The organism is Paraburkholderia silviterrae (genome assembly GCF_004353915.1).
Lineage (GTDB): Bacteria > Pseudomonadota > Gammaproteobacteria > Burkholderiales > Burkholderiaceae > Paraburkholderia > Paraburkholderia silviterrae.
In genome coordinates this window covers 519,678-535,361 of sequence record NZ_SMRP01000001.1, presented here as the reverse complement: position 1 = coordinate 535,361, position 15,684 = coordinate 519,678, and the positions used below count along the sequence as shown (strand labels likewise).

Annotated in this window: 14 protein-coding genes; 10 read left to right on the top strand and 4 right to left on the bottom strand. The window is 63.5% G+C overall.

Annotated elements, in window-relative coordinates; genetic code table 11:
* Window positions 1-512: 512 nt before the first annotated feature.
* The 4 genes from EYW47_RS02360 to EYW47_RS02345 all read right to left on the bottom strand — a co-directional run bounded on the left by EYW47_RS02360 (window position 513) and on the right by EYW47_RS02345 (window position 4,145).
* A complete protein-coding gene (locus EYW47_RS02360; protein ID WP_133193266.1) occupies window positions 513-842 on the bottom strand; it encodes a superinfection immunity protein in 330 nt (109 codons plus the stop codon).
* A gap of 239 nt (window positions 843-1,081) precedes the next feature.
* Window positions 1,082-2,395, bottom strand: coding sequence for an NAD(P)/FAD-dependent oxidoreductase (locus tag EYW47_RS02355; protein WP_133193265.1), 1,314 nt, complete (start codon window positions 2,393-2,395; stop codon window positions 1,082-1,084).
* A gap of 28 nt (window positions 2,396-2,423) precedes the next feature.
* Entirely contained in the window at window positions 2,424-3,794 is a 1,371-nt protein-coding gene (locus EYW47_RS02350) for a glutamine synthetase family protein (protein ID WP_133193264.1), read from the bottom strand.
* Window positions 3,795-3,917: 123 nt separating this feature from the next.
* A complete protein-coding gene (locus tag EYW47_RS02345; RefSeq protein WP_133193263.1) occupies window positions 3,918-4,145 on the bottom strand; it encodes a hypothetical protein in 228 nt (75 codons plus the stop codon).
* A gap of 369 nt (window positions 4,146-4,514) precedes the next feature.
* Here EYW47_RS02345 and EYW47_RS02340 point away from each other — a divergent pair, with 369 nt between their 5' ends.
* The 10 genes from EYW47_RS02340 to EYW47_RS02300 all read left to right on the top strand — a co-directional run bounded on the left by EYW47_RS02340 (window position 4,515) and on the right by EYW47_RS02300 (window position 15,666).
* Window positions 4,515-4,982, top strand: coding sequence for an Lrp/AsnC family transcriptional regulator (locus EYW47_RS02340; RefSeq protein WP_133193262.1), 468 nt, complete (start codon window positions 4,515-4,517; stop codon window positions 4,980-4,982).
* A 597-nt stretch (window positions 4,983-5,579) separates the two neighbouring features.
* Window positions 5,580-7,220 carry a trimethylamine N-oxide permease gene (locus EYW47_RS02335; protein WP_133193261.1) on the top strand — a complete coding sequence of 547 codons (1,641 nt, stop codon included), beginning with the start codon at window positions 5,580-5,582 and terminating at the stop codon, window positions 7,218-7,220.
* A gap of 134 nt (window positions 7,221-7,354) precedes the next feature.
* Window positions 7,355-8,194 (top strand): polysaccharide deacetylase family protein, encoded by an 840-nt coding sequence (locus EYW47_RS02330; RefSeq protein WP_133193260.1) that lies wholly within the window; start codon window positions 7,355-7,357, stop codon window positions 8,192-8,194.
* Complete coding sequence (locus tag EYW47_RS02325) at window positions 8,191-9,264, top strand: C45 family autoproteolytic acyltransferase/hydrolase (protein ID WP_205710004.1); 1,074 nt, start codon at window positions 8,191-8,193, stop codon at window positions 9,262-9,264. Before EYW47_RS02330 ends, EYW47_RS02325 begins: the two co-directional genes overlap by 4 nt.
* 32 nt (window positions 9,265-9,296) lie before the next feature.
* Complete coding sequence (locus EYW47_RS41285) at window positions 9,297-9,716, top strand: VOC family protein (RefSeq protein ID WP_205710003.1); 420 nt, start codon at window positions 9,297-9,299, stop codon at window positions 9,714-9,716.
* A gap of 25 nt (window positions 9,717-9,741) precedes the next feature.
* Window positions 9,742-10,557: an SDR family NAD(P)-dependent oxidoreductase gene (locus EYW47_RS02320; RefSeq protein ID WP_133193259.1), complete on the top strand. Its 816-nt coding sequence runs from the start codon at window positions 9,742-9,744 to the stop codon at window positions 10,555-10,557.
* Window positions 10,558-10,584: 27 nt separating this feature from the next.
* A complete protein-coding gene (locus EYW47_RS02315; protein ID WP_240763502.1) occupies window positions 10,585-11,619 on the top strand; it encodes a Rieske 2Fe-2S domain-containing protein in 1,035 nt (344 codons plus the stop codon).
* A 227-nt stretch (window positions 11,620-11,846) separates the two neighbouring features.
* On the top strand, window positions 11,847-12,590 hold the full coding sequence (locus EYW47_RS02310; RefSeq protein WP_240763501.1) for a PDR/VanB family oxidoreductase: 744 nt from the start codon (window positions 11,847-11,849) through the stop codon (window positions 12,588-12,590).
* A 705-nt stretch (window positions 12,591-13,295) separates the two neighbouring features.
* Window positions 13,296-14,102 (top strand): gamma-glutamyl-gamma-aminobutyrate hydrolase family protein, encoded by an 807-nt coding sequence (locus EYW47_RS02305; protein WP_133193258.1) that lies wholly within the window; start codon window positions 13,296-13,298, stop codon window positions 14,100-14,102.
* Between the two features lie 64 nt (window positions 14,103-14,166).
* Window positions 14,167-15,666 carry an aldehyde dehydrogenase gene (locus EYW47_RS02300; protein WP_133193257.1) on the top strand — a complete coding sequence of 500 codons (1,500 nt, stop codon included), beginning with the start codon at window positions 14,167-14,169 and terminating at the stop codon, window positions 15,664-15,666.
* Window positions 15,667-15,684: the final 18 nt, after the last annotated feature.

The window sequence follows — 15,684 nt, the reverse complement described above, 5'->3', positions numbered from 1 at the left end:
GCTGCAAAGAAAAGTAGGTGCCGCCCCGCACAGGGGCAACACCAATATACCGACATGAAACCAAGGAAAGGCCAAAGCACTACAACCCGCACCAAAACCCTATCCCAAAGCGCGCCTACATAACCTTCACGCCCGGCACACATTGGCAAAAAAACTACTTCGTCCTGCAAACTACACAACTAAATCGCCATCCACCCATCAAAGCTTCGGCTGACACTCAAACCTGATAACAGAAGCTTGCTGCTCGAATGCCTGAAATCCCTGCATTTGTTCCGCCGCGAGACTAGTCTGCATCCCAAGGCTTTCACAATGCTCATTAGCTTTAGCCAATGCGGTCCTGCGGGCACGCGCCCACGCAAGCCGCCCGCCGGTGGCACTAGCCGACACCATAAGCGTGCCATGCTGATCCGCCTTGGTGACATCGGTAGCGGACGCACACCCCACCAACATCGCGCAGAGCGCCCCAACCGAAACGAGCGCCCGAAGCGGCGACACTGTCGCCTCGCCCGCGATCATGAATAGCAGCGCTTCACATCGCGCTGTCCTACCATTGATCGAGCTTCCATCGCGGCGCGCCATTGCGCGTGCTGCACGATTTTCTGGCTGGTAACACGGCCAGCCGCACGCTGAATTCTCTTCGGCGCGCGAAGCAGCCGTTCCTCGCGCCGGCTGTGCGCCCACGCGCGCGCCGCGAACCATCCGACGACCGTCCAGCCCAGCAGCACATTAACCAACGTGATCGCAAAAGCATCGTGATGCCCGCGCGCGTCGGCTTCGATTGACGGAATCAGATACAGGCTCATCGCGGCGATGACCGCGGCCCCTTCGAGAATTTCCTTCATCGCACCCTCTCATGAAAGCAGTCCGGCGCCGCTGCAAAGCATCGCTCGCCGTAACACAGTGGAGAGAATTTTAGGTGCTATCTATCGAAGAACAATGCCAATAGAACGAATTCTGCGTTGCGTCCACGTAAACAATCGACGCGTCATCGCGGGATGACCGACAACGCGCCGGAGCCCCATCTGGCGGGTTTTTCGCGGCATCGCGGCGAATTCCGCAGACCATTGCGGCTGGTCGATGGCTAGCGAAGCCGCTCGAGCATCTGGTAGTACCACATGCCCGCGGCCAGCAGCGGATTGCCGATGACATCGCCCATGGGAACACGGATGTGGCGGCAAGCTGCAAATGTATCGAAACGCCCGAGCGTACCTGTGATGGCTTGCGCCATGATCTCGCCCATGATGTGGCTGGTCGCCACGCCGTGCCCGGAGTAGCCCTGGCAATACCACACGTTGGGCGAGAGCTTGCCGAGCTGCGGAATGCGGTTGACGACGATGCCCATTGCACAGGTCCACTGATAATCGATTCGCACGCCTTTCAGGCGTGCAAACGTGCGCTCGATATACGGCAGCAGTTCTTGCGCGACATCGCGCGACGTCTGCCCGGAATAGTTCGCGCCGCCGCCGAAGAGCAGGCGGCCGTCGGCCGTCATCCGATAGTAGTCGAGCACGAAGCGGCAGTCGTACACCGCAAGGTCGTGCGGATTGATCTGCCGCGCGAGCTCGCCGAGCGGCTCGGTCGCGACGATGCCGCCCATCGCGGGAAAGATCTTGCCCTTGAGTTGCCCCGGTTCGAGCTTGTGATGCACATCGCCCGCGAGCAAGATCTGCTGCGCGTTGATCCGGCCGTGCGAGGTCACGACGGCCGGCTTCGCGCCATGCACGATGTCGAGCACCTCCGAATGCTCGAAGATCAGCGCGCCGAGACGCTCGGCCGCGCGCGCTTCGCCGATGCAAAGATTGAGCGGATGCACATGCATGTTGCGCGTATTCTTCAGCGCCCCGAGGTAGAGATCAGTGTCGAGGTGCGCCTTCACGCCGTCGCGATCGAGCAGCTCGACCCAGGCTCCCATGCCGCGCCGCTGCGCTTCTTCGTGGCTTGCTTCGAGCTCGCGCAGATGCGACGGCTTCATCGCCGCATGCAGATGACCGTGCCTCAGATCGCAGGCGATGCCATAGCGCTTGACGCGCGACTCGATGATCTCGTGCCCGCGCCAGCGCAGCCACCAGATGAAGTCGTCGACATCGCTGCCGAGGGTCGCGCGCATCTGCTTGCGCATCGCGTGGTCGCCGGACAGGCTGCCCGTGATCTGGCCGCCGTTGCGGCCGCTCGCGCCCCAGCCGATCTTGTTGGCCTCGACGATCGCGACTTTCAGTCCACGCTCGGCCAGCTCGATGGCGCTCGCGACACCGGTGAACCCGCCGCCGATGATGGCGACATCGACATGATGTTCGCCTTCGAGCGCTGGATAGTCGGTCTCGCGATCGATCGTCGCGGTGTAGTAGGAGGGGCTGCGTTCCGGGGCGGCAGCCAGAAGGGGAAGTGCGGCGTTCATGAGGGGCTCCGTTGAGTGTCGATGACGATCAGGCCTGATGCAGATACCAGCGCCAGTCCTGTTCACCGACTTCACCCATGAACTGCCGGTACTCGGCGCGCTTGATCGCGAGAAACACCTTCAGGAACGCCGCGCCGAACACGTCTCTTGCCCATGTCGACTTTTCGAGCGCGTCGAGCGCGCTCAGCCAGTCGGTCGGCAGCAGCGTGTCGGCTTGCGCGTAGCCGTTGCCTTCGACCGGCGCGCCCGGGTCGAGCTTTTCGCGCACACCATAATGCGAAGCCGCGAGAATCGCCGCGGCGGCCAGATAGGGATTCGCATCCGCGCCGCACACGCGATGCTCGACGTGCCGGCTCGGCGCGGGACCGCCGGGCACGCGCAGGCTCACCGTGCGGTTGTCGACGCCCCAGGTCGGCGTGAACGGCGCATAGCTGTTGGCCTGAAAACGGCGGTACGAGTTCGCGTTCGGACAGAACATCAGCATCGAATCGAGCAGGCCATGCAGCATGCCGCCAACCGCGTGCCGCAGCATCGGCGTGCCCGCCTTGTCTTCGGACGCGAACAGGTTCTCGCCCGCCTGGTTCGCGAGGCTCACATGCATGTGCATGCCCGATCCGGCAATCTCCGCAAACGGCTTCGCCATGAAGCACGCGCTCATGCCGTGCGCGTTGGCCACGCCCTTGACGATGCGCTTGTAGCGCACGGCATGGTCCATCGCTTCGAGCGCGGGGCCGTGCTCGAGCGTGATTTCGACCTGGCCTGGCGCATACTCGGAGATCGCGGTGCGCACGGGTATGCGCTGTTCGCGGCAGGCATCGTAGAGGTCCTTCAGGAACGGCTCGATCTGCTCGAGCTCGCGCAAGCCGTAGACCTGGGTCGCGCGCGGGCGTCCGCCGTCGGTATCGCGCGCAGGCTGCGGACGGCCTTGCGCGTCGGGCCGGGCATCGAGCAGATAGAACTCGAGCTCGCACGCCATCACCGGATACAGACCGTCGGCTTCGAGGCGCTCGACGATGCGCGCAAGCAACTGGCGCGGATCGGCGACGCCCGCGGGCAGGCCCTCTTCGGGATGCATCTGCACCTGAACGGCGGCGGTGGGCATCTTGCGCCATGGGAGCCGCACGAGGCTGCCGGGCAACGGATACGCGCGGCAATCGATATCGCCGACATCCCAGACGAGACCGCTGTCTTCGGTATCGTCGCCGTTGATCGTCAGATTCATGATCGCGCTCGGCAGCGGACGGCCGCTGCGGTACACGGCGAGCAGTTCTTCGCGATGCAGCAGCTTGCCGCGCGGCACGCCCGCGGCGTCGACGATAAAGAGTTCGAACAAATCTATGTCGGGATGCTGCTCGAGAAACGTGAGGGCTTCCTGTTCGTGGGCGAATGTCGTAGACATGGCAGTGTTCTTTGCGCGTGAGCGCATGCGTGGTCCTCCGCGCGATGCGGATGGCCGGGATCGATGGATGAATGACGAAGCTGCGCGTGCGGCCGGTGCGGATGGCCTGTGCCGTCCCTCAGCTCAGGCGGGTGCCCGCAAAGGACGGCACTGCGGGCCGCGTGACAGATGGCGCACCGGACGGCGCTGCTGAGGGCGCAACGGAGGGCGCGCGTGACGGCAATGCCAGATTGCCCAGAATGCGAGGATCACGTTCGACAGCGGATTGAGCCGGGCCGCCTGGAGGCGCGCGTCCCGCACTGGCGTGGCACGGCCGGGGGTGTCGAAAAACGCAAGGGTTGCCGTGTTCATGGTGGACTCGCGGTTGGAGGCCGGCGCCGGGCGCCGCTTGGGGTGCTGCACGCAATGCGCAGCATCGCAGCTATGCTGTTGCGCATTGCCGACCGACGACCGGGTGCGCACGGATGGCGCAACGCGTTTCTCGGGGTTGCGCATTCAATCTACTATGTCTTATTTGAAATTTCAACGCGCAAAAAAATGTCTTGATAATTGCGCAAAATAATTCGCGAAGGGGCGCGCCGGGCACGCGGAAGCTTGCCGCGGCTCTACGCCGCGTTGCTGCATTGCGCGAGGTTTCTGATAGCCTTCTGCGTTTGAAGCAAGCGGCGCATGGCGTCTTTGCGTGCGCCCACTCTCCATCCCGAGCGACAACTTCTCACTATGCAGACATCGACACTCGATCCTCTCGACTTCCAGATCGTCCGTGAATTGCAGGAAGACGGGCGGCGGGCCTTCCGCGAAATCGCCCGCAACGTGGACGTGCCGGAAGCGACCGTGCGCACGCGCGTCAAGCGTCTTCAGGAACTGGGCATCCTGCAGATTCTCGCGTTCACGAATCCGTCGAAGCTCGGCCATGCGAAGCTCGCGCTGCTATTCGTCGAAGTCGATCCCCAGGACCACGACCGCGCCGTCGACAATCTTGGGCGCTGGTCCGAAGTCAGTTACCTGTCGACGCTGCTCGGCGGCGCCGATCTGTGCGTGCAGGTGCTGTGCCGCGACGACGAAGGTCTGTTCGCCTTGCAGCAGCGCATTCGCGCCTTGCCTGGCGTGCGCACGGTGCGGACCATGCACGAGGTCAAGGTGCACAAGATCCGCTTCACGATTCCGCCAGTTGAACCGGAGGAGTGAGGCCCGGCCCGCTTTTTCGACTCCAGCACCGTCGTCGCACGCATCGGGCGTGTCCGATGCGTTGCGCAAAACAGACGGTCAGATTCCGCGCAATGCGTAGTCTTCAGGTGCCAGTCTGGTGCGATGCGTTTCCAACGCACCGCGTCCTCCATCTCCCCTTTCTTTCGCTCTAGCCCGCCGAACTCCCGCGGGCATTGACGCACGCCCCCTGCGCGCAGGGGCGCCGCGTGCCTCGCCGTGCCGCCCAGCCACGGTGCAGCTCGCCCAGAGTTGCGCAAAGCGAACAATATAAGTCTTACAAATACGCAACGCGCAGTACTAAGGGTTAAAAAGTATACACATGCGCAATTTTCGGCCTTAGGATTCACTCATCGCGAGCTCGCCGTCGTTCAACCCCGAGATGAGAGTGACATCCATGCGAACAGCTTTTCCAGACGCCACCGCGAAGGTGGCCGCTGTAGCGGCACGCCGGTGGCAGGACGCTGCGGCAGCGCCGCGAGCCTCGAGCCTTGCCGTTTTCGATCAACCCGATCAATCATTGGCTCGCACAGGCGAGCCCCATCGTGCAGCGCCCACGCTGCGGCAGGGAGAACGATGATGAGCGTGCAAGAAGACGTCTTGCCGGCACAGGCCGGCGTGCGCGAACCAGCGGCTCAAGATGAAGCGCCCATGCGACATGAACTGCACCGCAATCTGACGTGGAAGGACGCATTCTGGGTGACGAGCGGCGTCCCCGTTGGCGTGCTGTTCACCATCGGCGGCGTGGCGGCGACGATTGGCCAGCCCGCGTGGCTCATCTGGATCGTGGCGATCCTGATCGGCTTCGCGCAGTGCTTCACCTACGCCGAGATTTCCGGGCTGTATCCGCACAAGTCGGGCGGCGCATCCGTGTACGGCGCACTCGGCTGGGTGCGCTACAGCAAGTTCGTCGCACCCGTCTCGGTGTGGTGCAACTGGATCGCGTGGTCGCCCATGCTCGCGCTCGGCACGAGCCTCGCCGCCGGCTACATGCTGAGCTGCCTGTTCCCGGCGAACGCCGCGATCAATACCTGGCACATCACGCTGGTCGATCTCGGCTTCATCACCCGGGGCCTGACGCTGCGCATCAACGCGACTTTCCTGCTTGCGCTCGCGTTCCTGCTGATCGCCTTCAAGCTCCAGCACGCGGGCGCATCGGCGGCGGCAAAGACGCAGCGCATTCTCGGCATCGCGTCGCTGGCGCCGCTGCTGGTTGTCTCGCTGGTGCCGCTGATCACGGGCGACATGCCGTCCACGCATTTCCTGCCGATGCTGCCGCTCACGCACGACGCGTCCGGCGCGGCGGTGATGGGGCACTGGAACGCAGCGGGCGTCAGTACCGCCATGGGCGCGATGTTCCTCGCCTGCTGGTCGACCTTCGCGTTCGAAACGGCGGTCTGCTACACGCGTGAATTCCGCAATCCGCAGAAAGACACGTTCAAGGCGATTTTCGCGTCGGGCCTGCTGTGCCTGTTCATGTTCATCGCGGTGCCCATTGCGTTCCAGGGCGAGCTCGGACTGAAAGGCATGCTCGAGCCGAGCGTGGTGGACGGCTCCGGTGTGGGCGCGGTGATGGCGAGCTTCGTCAACGGCGGCGCGGTCGTGGTCAACGTGATCGTCGTGATGATGGTGCTCTCGATCCTGCTGCTGGTGATGACCTCGATGATGGGCTCCTCGCGCACGCTGTACCAGGCGTCGGTGGATGGCTGGCTGCCGAAGTACCTGTCGCACGTGAACGAGCACGGCGCACCGACTCGCGCGATGTGGACCGATCTCGGCTTCAACCTGATCCTGCTGCTGATGTCCGACTACATGACCGTGCTCGCGCTGTCGAACGTCTGCTACATGATCTTCGTATTCCTGAATTTGCAGTCGGGCTGGATTCACCGGCTCGACCGCGCGGACTGGCCGCGTCCGTATCGCTGCCGCAACTGGCTGCTGGGACTGGGTGCGCTGTGCGGCTTCGTCGATCTCGCATTCGTGGGCGCGGGCGCGAACTTCCAGGGCGAAAACACGCTGCGCAACGGGCTTGTCGCGATGCTGCTGATCGTCCCCGTGTTCTTCTACCGTCACTACATTCAGGACAAGGGCCGCTTTCCCGAGTCGATGCGGCGTGACATCGAACTGCCGCGCCCACGCGCCGGCATGCTGCCGTACCTCGCGCTGGCTGCCGCGGTGGCCGTCGTGTGGATATCCGCGAAGCTGACCGTGATCACCTAGCCCCGGCTTCTTCCCCCAACTGTGCAATGACCAGCAGTGCGCCCGGCGAGAGCCGGCCCACTGAGGGGGGGCCGCTTTTCGCCGTTTTTTCGATTCAACCCGCGATTCAACCCGCAACCAGCGAGTCGACCACCATGACTACTCCCCACGCGGCCACGCTGAAGTGGCCCAACTCCAAATCGACGGCGGTGTCGCTGACCTTCGACGTCGATGCCGAGGCCGGTTATCTCGGCGAGAGCCCGGCCTATGCGCGCCGCCTGACGAGTCTCTCCGAAGGGCGCTTCGGCGTGGTGCGCGGCGTGCCGCGCATCGTCGAACTGCTGCGCCGTCACCGCATTCACGCGACGTTCTTCGTGCCGGGCTACACGGCCGAGCAGCACCCGCACCTCGTCGAGCTGCTGCTCAAGGAGGGGCACGAGATCGGTCACCACGGACATATGCATCTGCGCAGCGACCGGGTGTCGGCGCAAGCGCAAGCCGACGAAATGCGCCAGGGTCTCGCGGCATTGCAGAAGGCCGGCGCGCCGAAGCCCGCGGGCTACCGCTCGTCGTCGTGGGAGCTGACGCCTGAAACATTCGATCTCGTGCTCGACAACGGCTTCATGTACGACTCCAGTTGCATGGGCGACGACCGCCCGTACCGCGAGTGCTGGAACGGCCGCTCGATTCTGGAGCTGCCCGTGCACTGGTCGCTCGACGACTATCCGATGTTTGGCTGGACGATCGACAACGGCGGCAACTTCACGGCGCCGCGCACGCTGGTCGAGACGTGGCTGGCCGAATATGAATCCGCGCGCCGTGACGGACGCCACACGACCTTCACGATGCATCCCGAAGTGATCGGACGAGGCGCGCGCTTCGATCAGCTCGAACGCTTCGTCGAGAGGCTCGTGGCCGATGGCGACGTCTGGTTCGCGCGTCTCGACGAAGTCGCGTGTCACGTGACACCTCAACTCGAACGGGTGGCGGCATGACCTTCGTGTTTCGTTCGACACAGACTGAGCCCGCCGCACGCGGACGCGAGTTCGGCGAGGCGCACGCGCATCGCATTCATGCGGGCGTCGAACGCTATCGCGCGCTGTTCGAGCGCGTCGCGCAAGGCCCGTTCGACATCCATGCGATGGGTGCGCAGGCGCTCGAGTCCATCGCGCGCTTCGCTGCGCCCTTGCACGCCGAGATCGAGGGCATGGCCGAGGGCGCGAATATCGACGTGCGCCTGCTTGGCGCGATCAACGCGCGCACCGAGATTCTCGCTGCCTTGCATGCGCCGTTGCGCGGCGAATGCTCGACGGTCGTGCAGGTCGATGCGCACAGCGCGCACGCGGTCGCCGTGCAAACGTGGGACTGGTACGCCGAATTCGCCGATCAATGGCTGACATGGGAAATTCCCCATGCCGACGGGCGCCTCACGACCACGGTGACGGAGTTCGGCATCGTCGGCAAGGCGGGCGTGAACGATCGCGGTATCGGCGTGCATTTCAACATCCTGCATCACGAGCGCGATGGCGCGAGCATCGGTGTGCCCGTGCACGTGGCCTCGCGCTGGATGCTCGATACCTGTGGCGACGTGAACGAAGCGTTGCAGTTGCTGGCTTCGGTCGAGGTGTCCGCGTCGTCGTCGTTGACGGTGATCGCGGCAGCGGACAACAGCAGCACGGCGATATCGGTCGAACTGCATCCCGGCGGGCCCGGATTCGTGTTTCCCGACGCCAGCGGATTGCTCGTGCACACCAACCACTTTCTTTCCTCACCAGCAGCGGCGGGCGATACCGAGCCGCGCCAGTACCCCGACACGCTGGTCCGCCACGACCTGCTCACGCGCAGGCTCGCGGGCCGCGCGAAGCTTTCGGCATTGCAGGTGATTGGCGCGATGAACAACCACCTCGGCACGACCGGCGCGCTGTGCTGCCACCCCGATCCCGCACTTCCGGAGAGCGGCCAGTACGCCACGCTCGCCACGATCGTCATCGACGTGGCGCGCGGCACGCTTCGCGCGTTGCGCGGCGGCCCGTGCCATCACGTGCAACTGCTTGCAGCAGCCTGATTTTCATTCACACCGACAACAAGGAGTTCGCCATGCTCAAACTCAAGCGCATCGATAACATGGACATCCTCACGCCCAACGTGCAGCGTCTCGTCGACTTCTATCACGGCACGCTCGGCCTTGGCTTCTTTCTGCCGTATCAGCCCGAAGAGCATTGGGCCGCCATCGAAATGGGCAACGTGACGCTCTATCTCTTCCGCACGGAAGACGCGACGCCCGTCGAGCGCCGCACGGCCGTGAACCTGAAGGACAAGCCAGGCTTCGATTCCTTCGCCTTTGAAGTCGAGAGCCTCGACGAAGCGATGCGCGTACTCGACGGCAAGGTCCAATGGGTCACCGAAGCACCGATCGAATGGCAGCACCCGAACGGCACGCATTATCGCTACCGCCCGATGTTCGATCCGGACGGCAACATGCTGTACGTGACCGAGCCGCACAAGGTCGCGGCCTGAGTCTTGGCCGACAGGAGTCATGGATATGAATCAGGCAATCAGGCGTGCGCCGTCGCGCCAGGCACCCGAAACCGTGCTCACGCTGTCGCCCGATGCCGGGCGTCTCACCGGGCGTGTTGCGCTTGTCACTGGCGGCGGCCGCGGCGCGGGCCGCGCGCATGCACGGCTGCTCGCGCTGCGCGGCGCAGCCGTGGCGATCGTCGATATCGACGCCGACGTGGCCCGTGAAACGGCCGCCGAAATCGAGCAGACCGGCGGTCGCGCAACTGCGCTGAGCGCCGACATCACGCGCCGCGATCTCGCAGAGCGCGTGATCTACGAAGCAGCGGAATGCTTCGGAAGCCTAGACATTCTGGTGCATAACGCGGGGTTGATGTACTCGCTCACCGGCCTCGAGAACACCGACGACGCCAATTTCGACCAGCTGCTGTCGATCAACGTGCACGCGCCGCTCCACCTCACCCGGGCCGCGCTGCCGTGGCTGCGCAAGAGCGGCGCGCCGCGCGTCATCTTCATCAACTCGCAGTGGGGGCAGGTGCCCGACGGCCATTCGTATGGCTACATGGTCGCGAAGGCCGCGCAACTCGGCTTGATGAAGACGATGGCCAGGGAGTTCGTTGGCGAAGGCATTCTCGTGAACGCCGTCACGCCCGGCGCGATTCTCACGCGCATGGTCCCGGACGAATACATCGCAGGCGAGCAGAAGGCGATCCCGCTCGGCCGTCTCGCGCATCCGGAAGAGATCGCCAGCACCGTGGCGTTTCTCGCCTCCGACGAGGCTGCGTTCATCGCCGGCCAGGCGATTCCCGTGAACGGCGGCGCGCTCGTCGTCGGTATCTGAATACACTATTTGGCATCAGAGGTTTCTATGTCCGCACAATTTCCGCTGCGCTCGCAAGCCGAACTGGCAATGCGCCGCCAATGGTTTCCCGTCGCCCGCTGCGCCGATCTGACCACGCCACAAAGCGCGACGCTGCTGGGGCAACGCCTCGTCGTGTATCGCACCGAATCGGGCAAGGCCGTCGTGCAGGATGCGCGCTGTCCGCATCGCGGCGCGGACTTCGCGCTCGGCAAGGTGCATGGCGAAAACATCGCCTGTCCGTACCACGGCTGGCAGTTCTCGGCGGAGAACGGCAAGTGCACGCATGTTCCGTCGCTCGAGGATCAATGCAAGATTCCGCCGCAGGCCGCGATCCGCACTTATCGCACGATCGAACGCTTCGCGCACGTGTGGACCGTGCTCGAAGAACCCGTCACGGACCTTTACGACCCGGCGCAGTGGCGCGAGCTCGAACTCGACTGGCTGGCGGCGGCGCCGCTCGAATCGCCGACGGGCGTCGCCGTCGCGATCGAGAATTTCCGTGACGTGGCGCATTTCCCGTTCGTGCATGAAGTGTCGATGGGGCCCTCGAAGCACGTGGTCGAGCCGCTGAAGGTGAGGCGCGAGGGGCTGGACATCTGGATGGAGCGCAGGCTCGACGCGGGCGATGGCGACTGGGCAAACGACGGCGACTGCATGATGTTCTATCACTGCATCGCGCCGGGCATGGCGTCGATCACCTACGACTACGAGAAGCTCGGCAAGCGCATCGTGGCCGGCTTCCCGTCGCCCGTCGCATACGACCAGGTGCGCATCTTCTGGGGCGTGGCGAACGAGCGCAGCTTTCGCGGCGCGGATCTGCAGGAGTGCTTGCGTATCGAGGAGATGGTGTATCTGGAAGACATGCCCGTGGCGGCGGGTATCCAGCCGCGCGAAATCGACTGGGATGGAACGTACGTCGAGCATTCGGTGCCTGCCGATCTGTTCACGCTGAACTATCGCCGTGCGTTCCGCGAGTTCATGGAGCGCGCGAAGCAACCCGTGCCGGCGGTCACGTCGCAAGTGAAGGCGGAGACGGTATGAACGCGCGCAACACGGCGTTCGATGTGCAGATTACCGGCATGCGCATCGAAGCGGAGGGTGTTGTTTCGCTGGAGTTGCAGTCGTCCGACCGTTCGGCGTTGCCCGCGTGGACGGCCGGTTCGCACATCGACCTCGTGTTGCCCTCGGGTCTGACGCGTCAGTATTCGCTGTGCGGCGACCCCGGTGCGCCGGGCGAAGGCGGCGAGTGGCGGCCCATGCGCATCGCTGTGCTGCTCGAAGCGAACGGACGCGGCGGATCGCGTGAAGTGCACGGCCTGCGTCTCGGCCAACAGGTGCAGATTCGTGGGCCGCGCAACGCATTCGAATTGCAGCCTGCGGATTCCTTTTTGTTCGTCGCGGGCGGCATTGGCATTACGCCGATCCTGCCGATGATCCGCACCGCGCAGCGCGCGAATGCCAGATGGCATCTGCTGTATGGCGGCCGCTCGCGGGCTTCGATGGCGTTCGTGCGCGAGCTCGAGCAACTGGGGCGCGAGCATGTCGAGATCCTGCCCGCCGATGAGACCGGGTTGCTCGATCTCGAGCGCATTGTTGTGAGAGCGGCCGAAGGCGCGCAGGTGTATAGCTGCGGTCCTGCCGTATTGCTCGATGCGCTCACGGAACGCTTTGCGTTGGCGGGGTTGAGTGAGCGTCTGCATATCGAGCGATTTTGTGCTGCGCCTGGCGTTGCGGTGGGTTCTGGTGGAGCGCTGCGGGTGATTCTTGCTCGCAGCGGCGCAACGGTCGAGGTGCCGCACGATTGCTCGGTCTTGCAGGCGCTGCGAAATGCTGGGCACGATGTGCCATCGTCGTGTGAGCAAGGTGTTTGTGGGATGTGTGAGACGCGCGTGCTTGATGGCGTGCCGGATCATCGTGACATGCTGTTGACAGAGGGTGAGCGGCAACGCGGTGATGTGATGATGGTTTGTGTGTCGCGTGCGTTGACATCTGATATTACGATTGATATGTGAGTTCTAGGTTGGAGTTAGGTTTGGTTTTTTTGGTGGGTTGGGTTGGGTTGGCCTTTCCTTGTTTTCATGTAGGTATATTAGGGTTACCCCTGTGCGGGGCGGCACCTACTTTTCTTTGCAGCGGCAAAGAAAAGTAGGCAAAAGAAAGCCGCTCAAACCGCTAGTGTGACGCCGTCCACCACTCGACTTATATCGGAGCGGCTCCGGGGCATCTGTCACCACTCGCCGTCATACGGAGTGACAAAGGGCTCATCCATCCGGCGGCGCTGCGCGCGCCGTGGGGCATAACCAAATCCGGTGGGACACACATATTTTGGTAGGACTCCAGTGTATTCGTTCGACAGTACCCTCGCGCATTCGCCGGGCAGCACGCCCGGTTTTCCTTGCAGCCCCTTCCGCCCGCGCGTAGCGCGTGGCGGGAAGAATGAGCCCCTTGTCACCAAGGCGGAATGTGCGAGATGACGGATGCCCCGGAGCCGCTCCGATCAATAGGGCAGTGGTGAACTGCGTCACACTGGCGGTTTGAGCCGCTTTCTTTTGCCTACTTTTCTTTGCGGCTGCAAAGAAAAGTAGGTGCCGCCCCGCACAGGGGCAACACAAATATACCTACATGAAATCAAGGAAAGGCCAACTAACAAAAAAATCCACACCAAATGCAACTTCCAGATTCATCAGAGCAATTAAAAACCACCCATTAAATTAGCCATGCAAATCAATACAATTATCGGAATAATAGCCGACCGCACAAAGATCGGTTTGCACTGGTCACACGCGGCAAGCGAAAAGTACATCGATCCGATTGTTGACGGTGCGGATGCTCTAGCTGTCATCCTTCCCGCGCTCGGCGAGCGGCAATCCATGGAATCGATTCTTGCATCCATCGATGGCTTGCTCTTCACGGGCAGCTATTCGAACATCGAACCACATCGCTTTGGTGGCGCGGCAAGCGCTCCAGATACCTTACATGACCCGCATCGCGACGCTACGGCACTCCCCTTGATGCGGGAGGCAGTCGCGCGCGGCGTGCCCGTGCTCGCCATCTGCCGTGGCTTCCAGGAAATGAATGTCGCCTTCGGCGGCACGCTGCATCAGGCAGTCCACGCGGTCCCTGGCTTGCTCGATCATCGCGAAAACAAGGCCGATCCGATCGAAACACAGTATGGCCCCGCGCATTGCGTGCGCATCGAGAAAGGGGGCGTACTGCATGCATGCAGCGGCATGACGGAAGCCCTCGTCAATTCGCTGCATGGCCAAGGCATTGCGCACCTGGGCAGCGAACTGACGGTCGAAGCCGTTGCACCCGATGGCCTGATTGAAGCCTTCAGCGTCGAGTCGGCGCGCGCCTTCGCGCTGGGCGTGCAGTGGCATCCCGAATGGCAACACGCGAGCAACACGCTATCGACCGCGATCTTTCGCGCGTTCGGCGCGGCATGCCGCGAGCGGCGGCGCGCGAAAGACGCGGCATCGATGCGCGGCGCGTGCGATGTGGGCGCGCGGCTCGCGACAGCGTGAGAGCGATGGAACTGCGCGTGCTTCTGCGACTGACAACCGAATCGACAATGGAATGGTTCTTTGCATGGAAACGCAAATCAAGGACTTGAAGTACTGGCAGTCGCGGCGCGCGACGCTGGAAATAGAAGGGCGTGCGTTTATCGACGGAATGTATCGGCATGCGCGCAGCAATGAAACGTTCGACTGCGTGAGCCCCATCGACGCCACCGTGCTCGCCCGGGTCGAGGCATGCAACGAAGCCGATGTGGACGACGCGGTGTCGGCCGCGCGCCGTGCCTTCGCCGCCAACGTATGGGCGGGTTTGAATCCGCGCGAACGCAAGGCGATCTTGCTGCGCTGGGCGGCGCTCATTCGCGAACACGAGGACGAACTGGCACTGCTCGAAACCCTCGACGCCGGCAAGCCGATTGCCGACACGACGACCGTCGACGTGCCCGGTGCGGCGTATTGCATCGAATGGTTTGCCGAGGCCATCGACAAGTTCGGCGGCGAAGTCGCGCCGGCCGATCATCACGTGGTCGGTCTCGTCACGCGCGAGCCCATTGGCGTCGTCGCCGCCGTGGTGCCGTGGAATTTCCCGCTGCTGATGGCGGCGTGGAAATTCGCGCCAGCGCTTGCTGCCGGCAACAGCGTCGTGCTGAAGCCTTCGGAGAAGTCGCCGTTGACGGCGATCCGCGTCGCGCAACTGGCGCTCGAAGCGGGTATTCCTCCCGGCGTATTCAATGTGCTGCCTGGCGGCGGCGAAGCGGGCAAGGCGCTCGCGTTGCATCGCGACGTGGACTGCATTGCGTTCACGGGCTCGACGCAGGTGGGCAAGCTGATCATGCAATACGCCGGTGCGTCGAACCTCAAGCGCGTGTGGCTCGAGCTAGGCGGCAAGTCCCCGAACATCGTATTGCCCGATTGCCCCGATCTGGATCGCGCGGCGAAGACGGCAGCGGACGCGATTTTCTACAACATGGGGCAGATGTGCACGGCGGGCTCGCGGCTGCTCGTGCACCGCGACATCAAGGATGCGTTTCTGAACCGGCTGATCGACGCGGCGCATTGCTATGCGCCGGGCAATCCGCTCGATCCCGCGTCCGCGATGGGCGCAATCATCGATCAGGCCCAGCTCGATCGCGTACTCGGCTATATCGAAGCGGGGCGGCGCGAGGCCACGCTGCTGCTCGGCGGATCGCGCGCGCACGCGGTCGACGGCGGCTTCTATATCGAGCCGACGATCTTCGACACGAGCAACGGCGCTGCCCGGGTCGCTCGCGAGGAAATCTTCGGGCCGGTGCTGTCCGTCATCACATTCGACACGCTCGACGAAGCCATTCACGTGGCGAATGCGAGCGACTACGGGCTCGCCGCCGCTGTCTGGACAGCGGACCTGAGCACGGCGCATGAGGTTGCGCGCAAGCTGCGGGCCGGCACGGTCTGGGTCAACTGCTACGACGAAGGCGGTGACATGAACTTTCCGTTCGGCGGCTATCGACAGTCGGGCAATGGCCGGGACAAGTCGTTGCACGCACTCGATAAGTACACCGAACTCAAATCCACCCTGATCCGCCTGCGTTAATTCAAACCCTGGAGAGAA

Coding starts and splice junctions, on each gene's coding strand:
- EYW47_RS02360 (WP_133193266.1), bottom strand. CDS start 842: ATGAAGGAAATTCTCGAAGGGGCCGCGGTCATCGCCGCGATGAGCCTG.
- EYW47_RS02355 (WP_133193265.1), bottom strand. CDS start 2,395: ATGAACGCCGCACTTCCCCTTCTGGCTGCCGCCCCGGAACGCAGCCCC.
- EYW47_RS02350 (WP_133193264.1), bottom strand. CDS start 3,794: ATGTCTACGACATTCGCCCACGAACAGGAAGCCCTCACGTTTCTCGAG.
- EYW47_RS02345 (WP_133193263.1), bottom strand. CDS start 4,145: ATGAACACGGCAACCCTTGCGTTTTTCGACACCCCCGGCCGTGCCACG.
- EYW47_RS02340 (WP_133193262.1), top strand. CDS start 4,515: ATGCAGACATCGACACTCGATCCTCTCGACTTCCAGATCGTCCGTGAA.
- EYW47_RS02335 (WP_133193261.1), top strand. CDS start 5,580: ATGAGCGTGCAAGAAGACGTCTTGCCGGCACAGGCCGGCGTGCGCGAA.
- EYW47_RS02330 (WP_133193260.1), top strand. CDS start 7,355: ATGACTACTCCCCACGCGGCCACGCTGAAGTGGCCCAACTCCAAATCG.
- EYW47_RS02325 (WP_205710004.1), top strand. CDS start 8,191: ATGACCTTCGTGTTTCGTTCGACACAGACTGAGCCCGCCGCACGCGGA.
- EYW47_RS41285 (WP_205710003.1), top strand. CDS start 9,297: ATGCTCAAACTCAAGCGCATCGATAACATGGACATCCTCACGCCCAAC.
- EYW47_RS02320 (WP_133193259.1), top strand. CDS start 9,742: ATGAATCAGGCAATCAGGCGTGCGCCGTCGCGCCAGGCACCCGAAACC.
- EYW47_RS02315 (WP_240763502.1), top strand. CDS start 10,585: ATGTCCGCACAATTTCCGCTGCGCTCGCAAGCCGAACTGGCAATGCGC.
- EYW47_RS02305 (WP_133193258.1), top strand. CDS start 13,296: ATGCAAATCAATACAATTATCGGAATAATAGCCGACCGCACAAAGATC.
- EYW47_RS02300 (WP_133193257.1), top strand. CDS start 14,167: ATGGAAACGCAAATCAAGGACTTGAAGTACTGGCAGTCGCGGCGCGCG.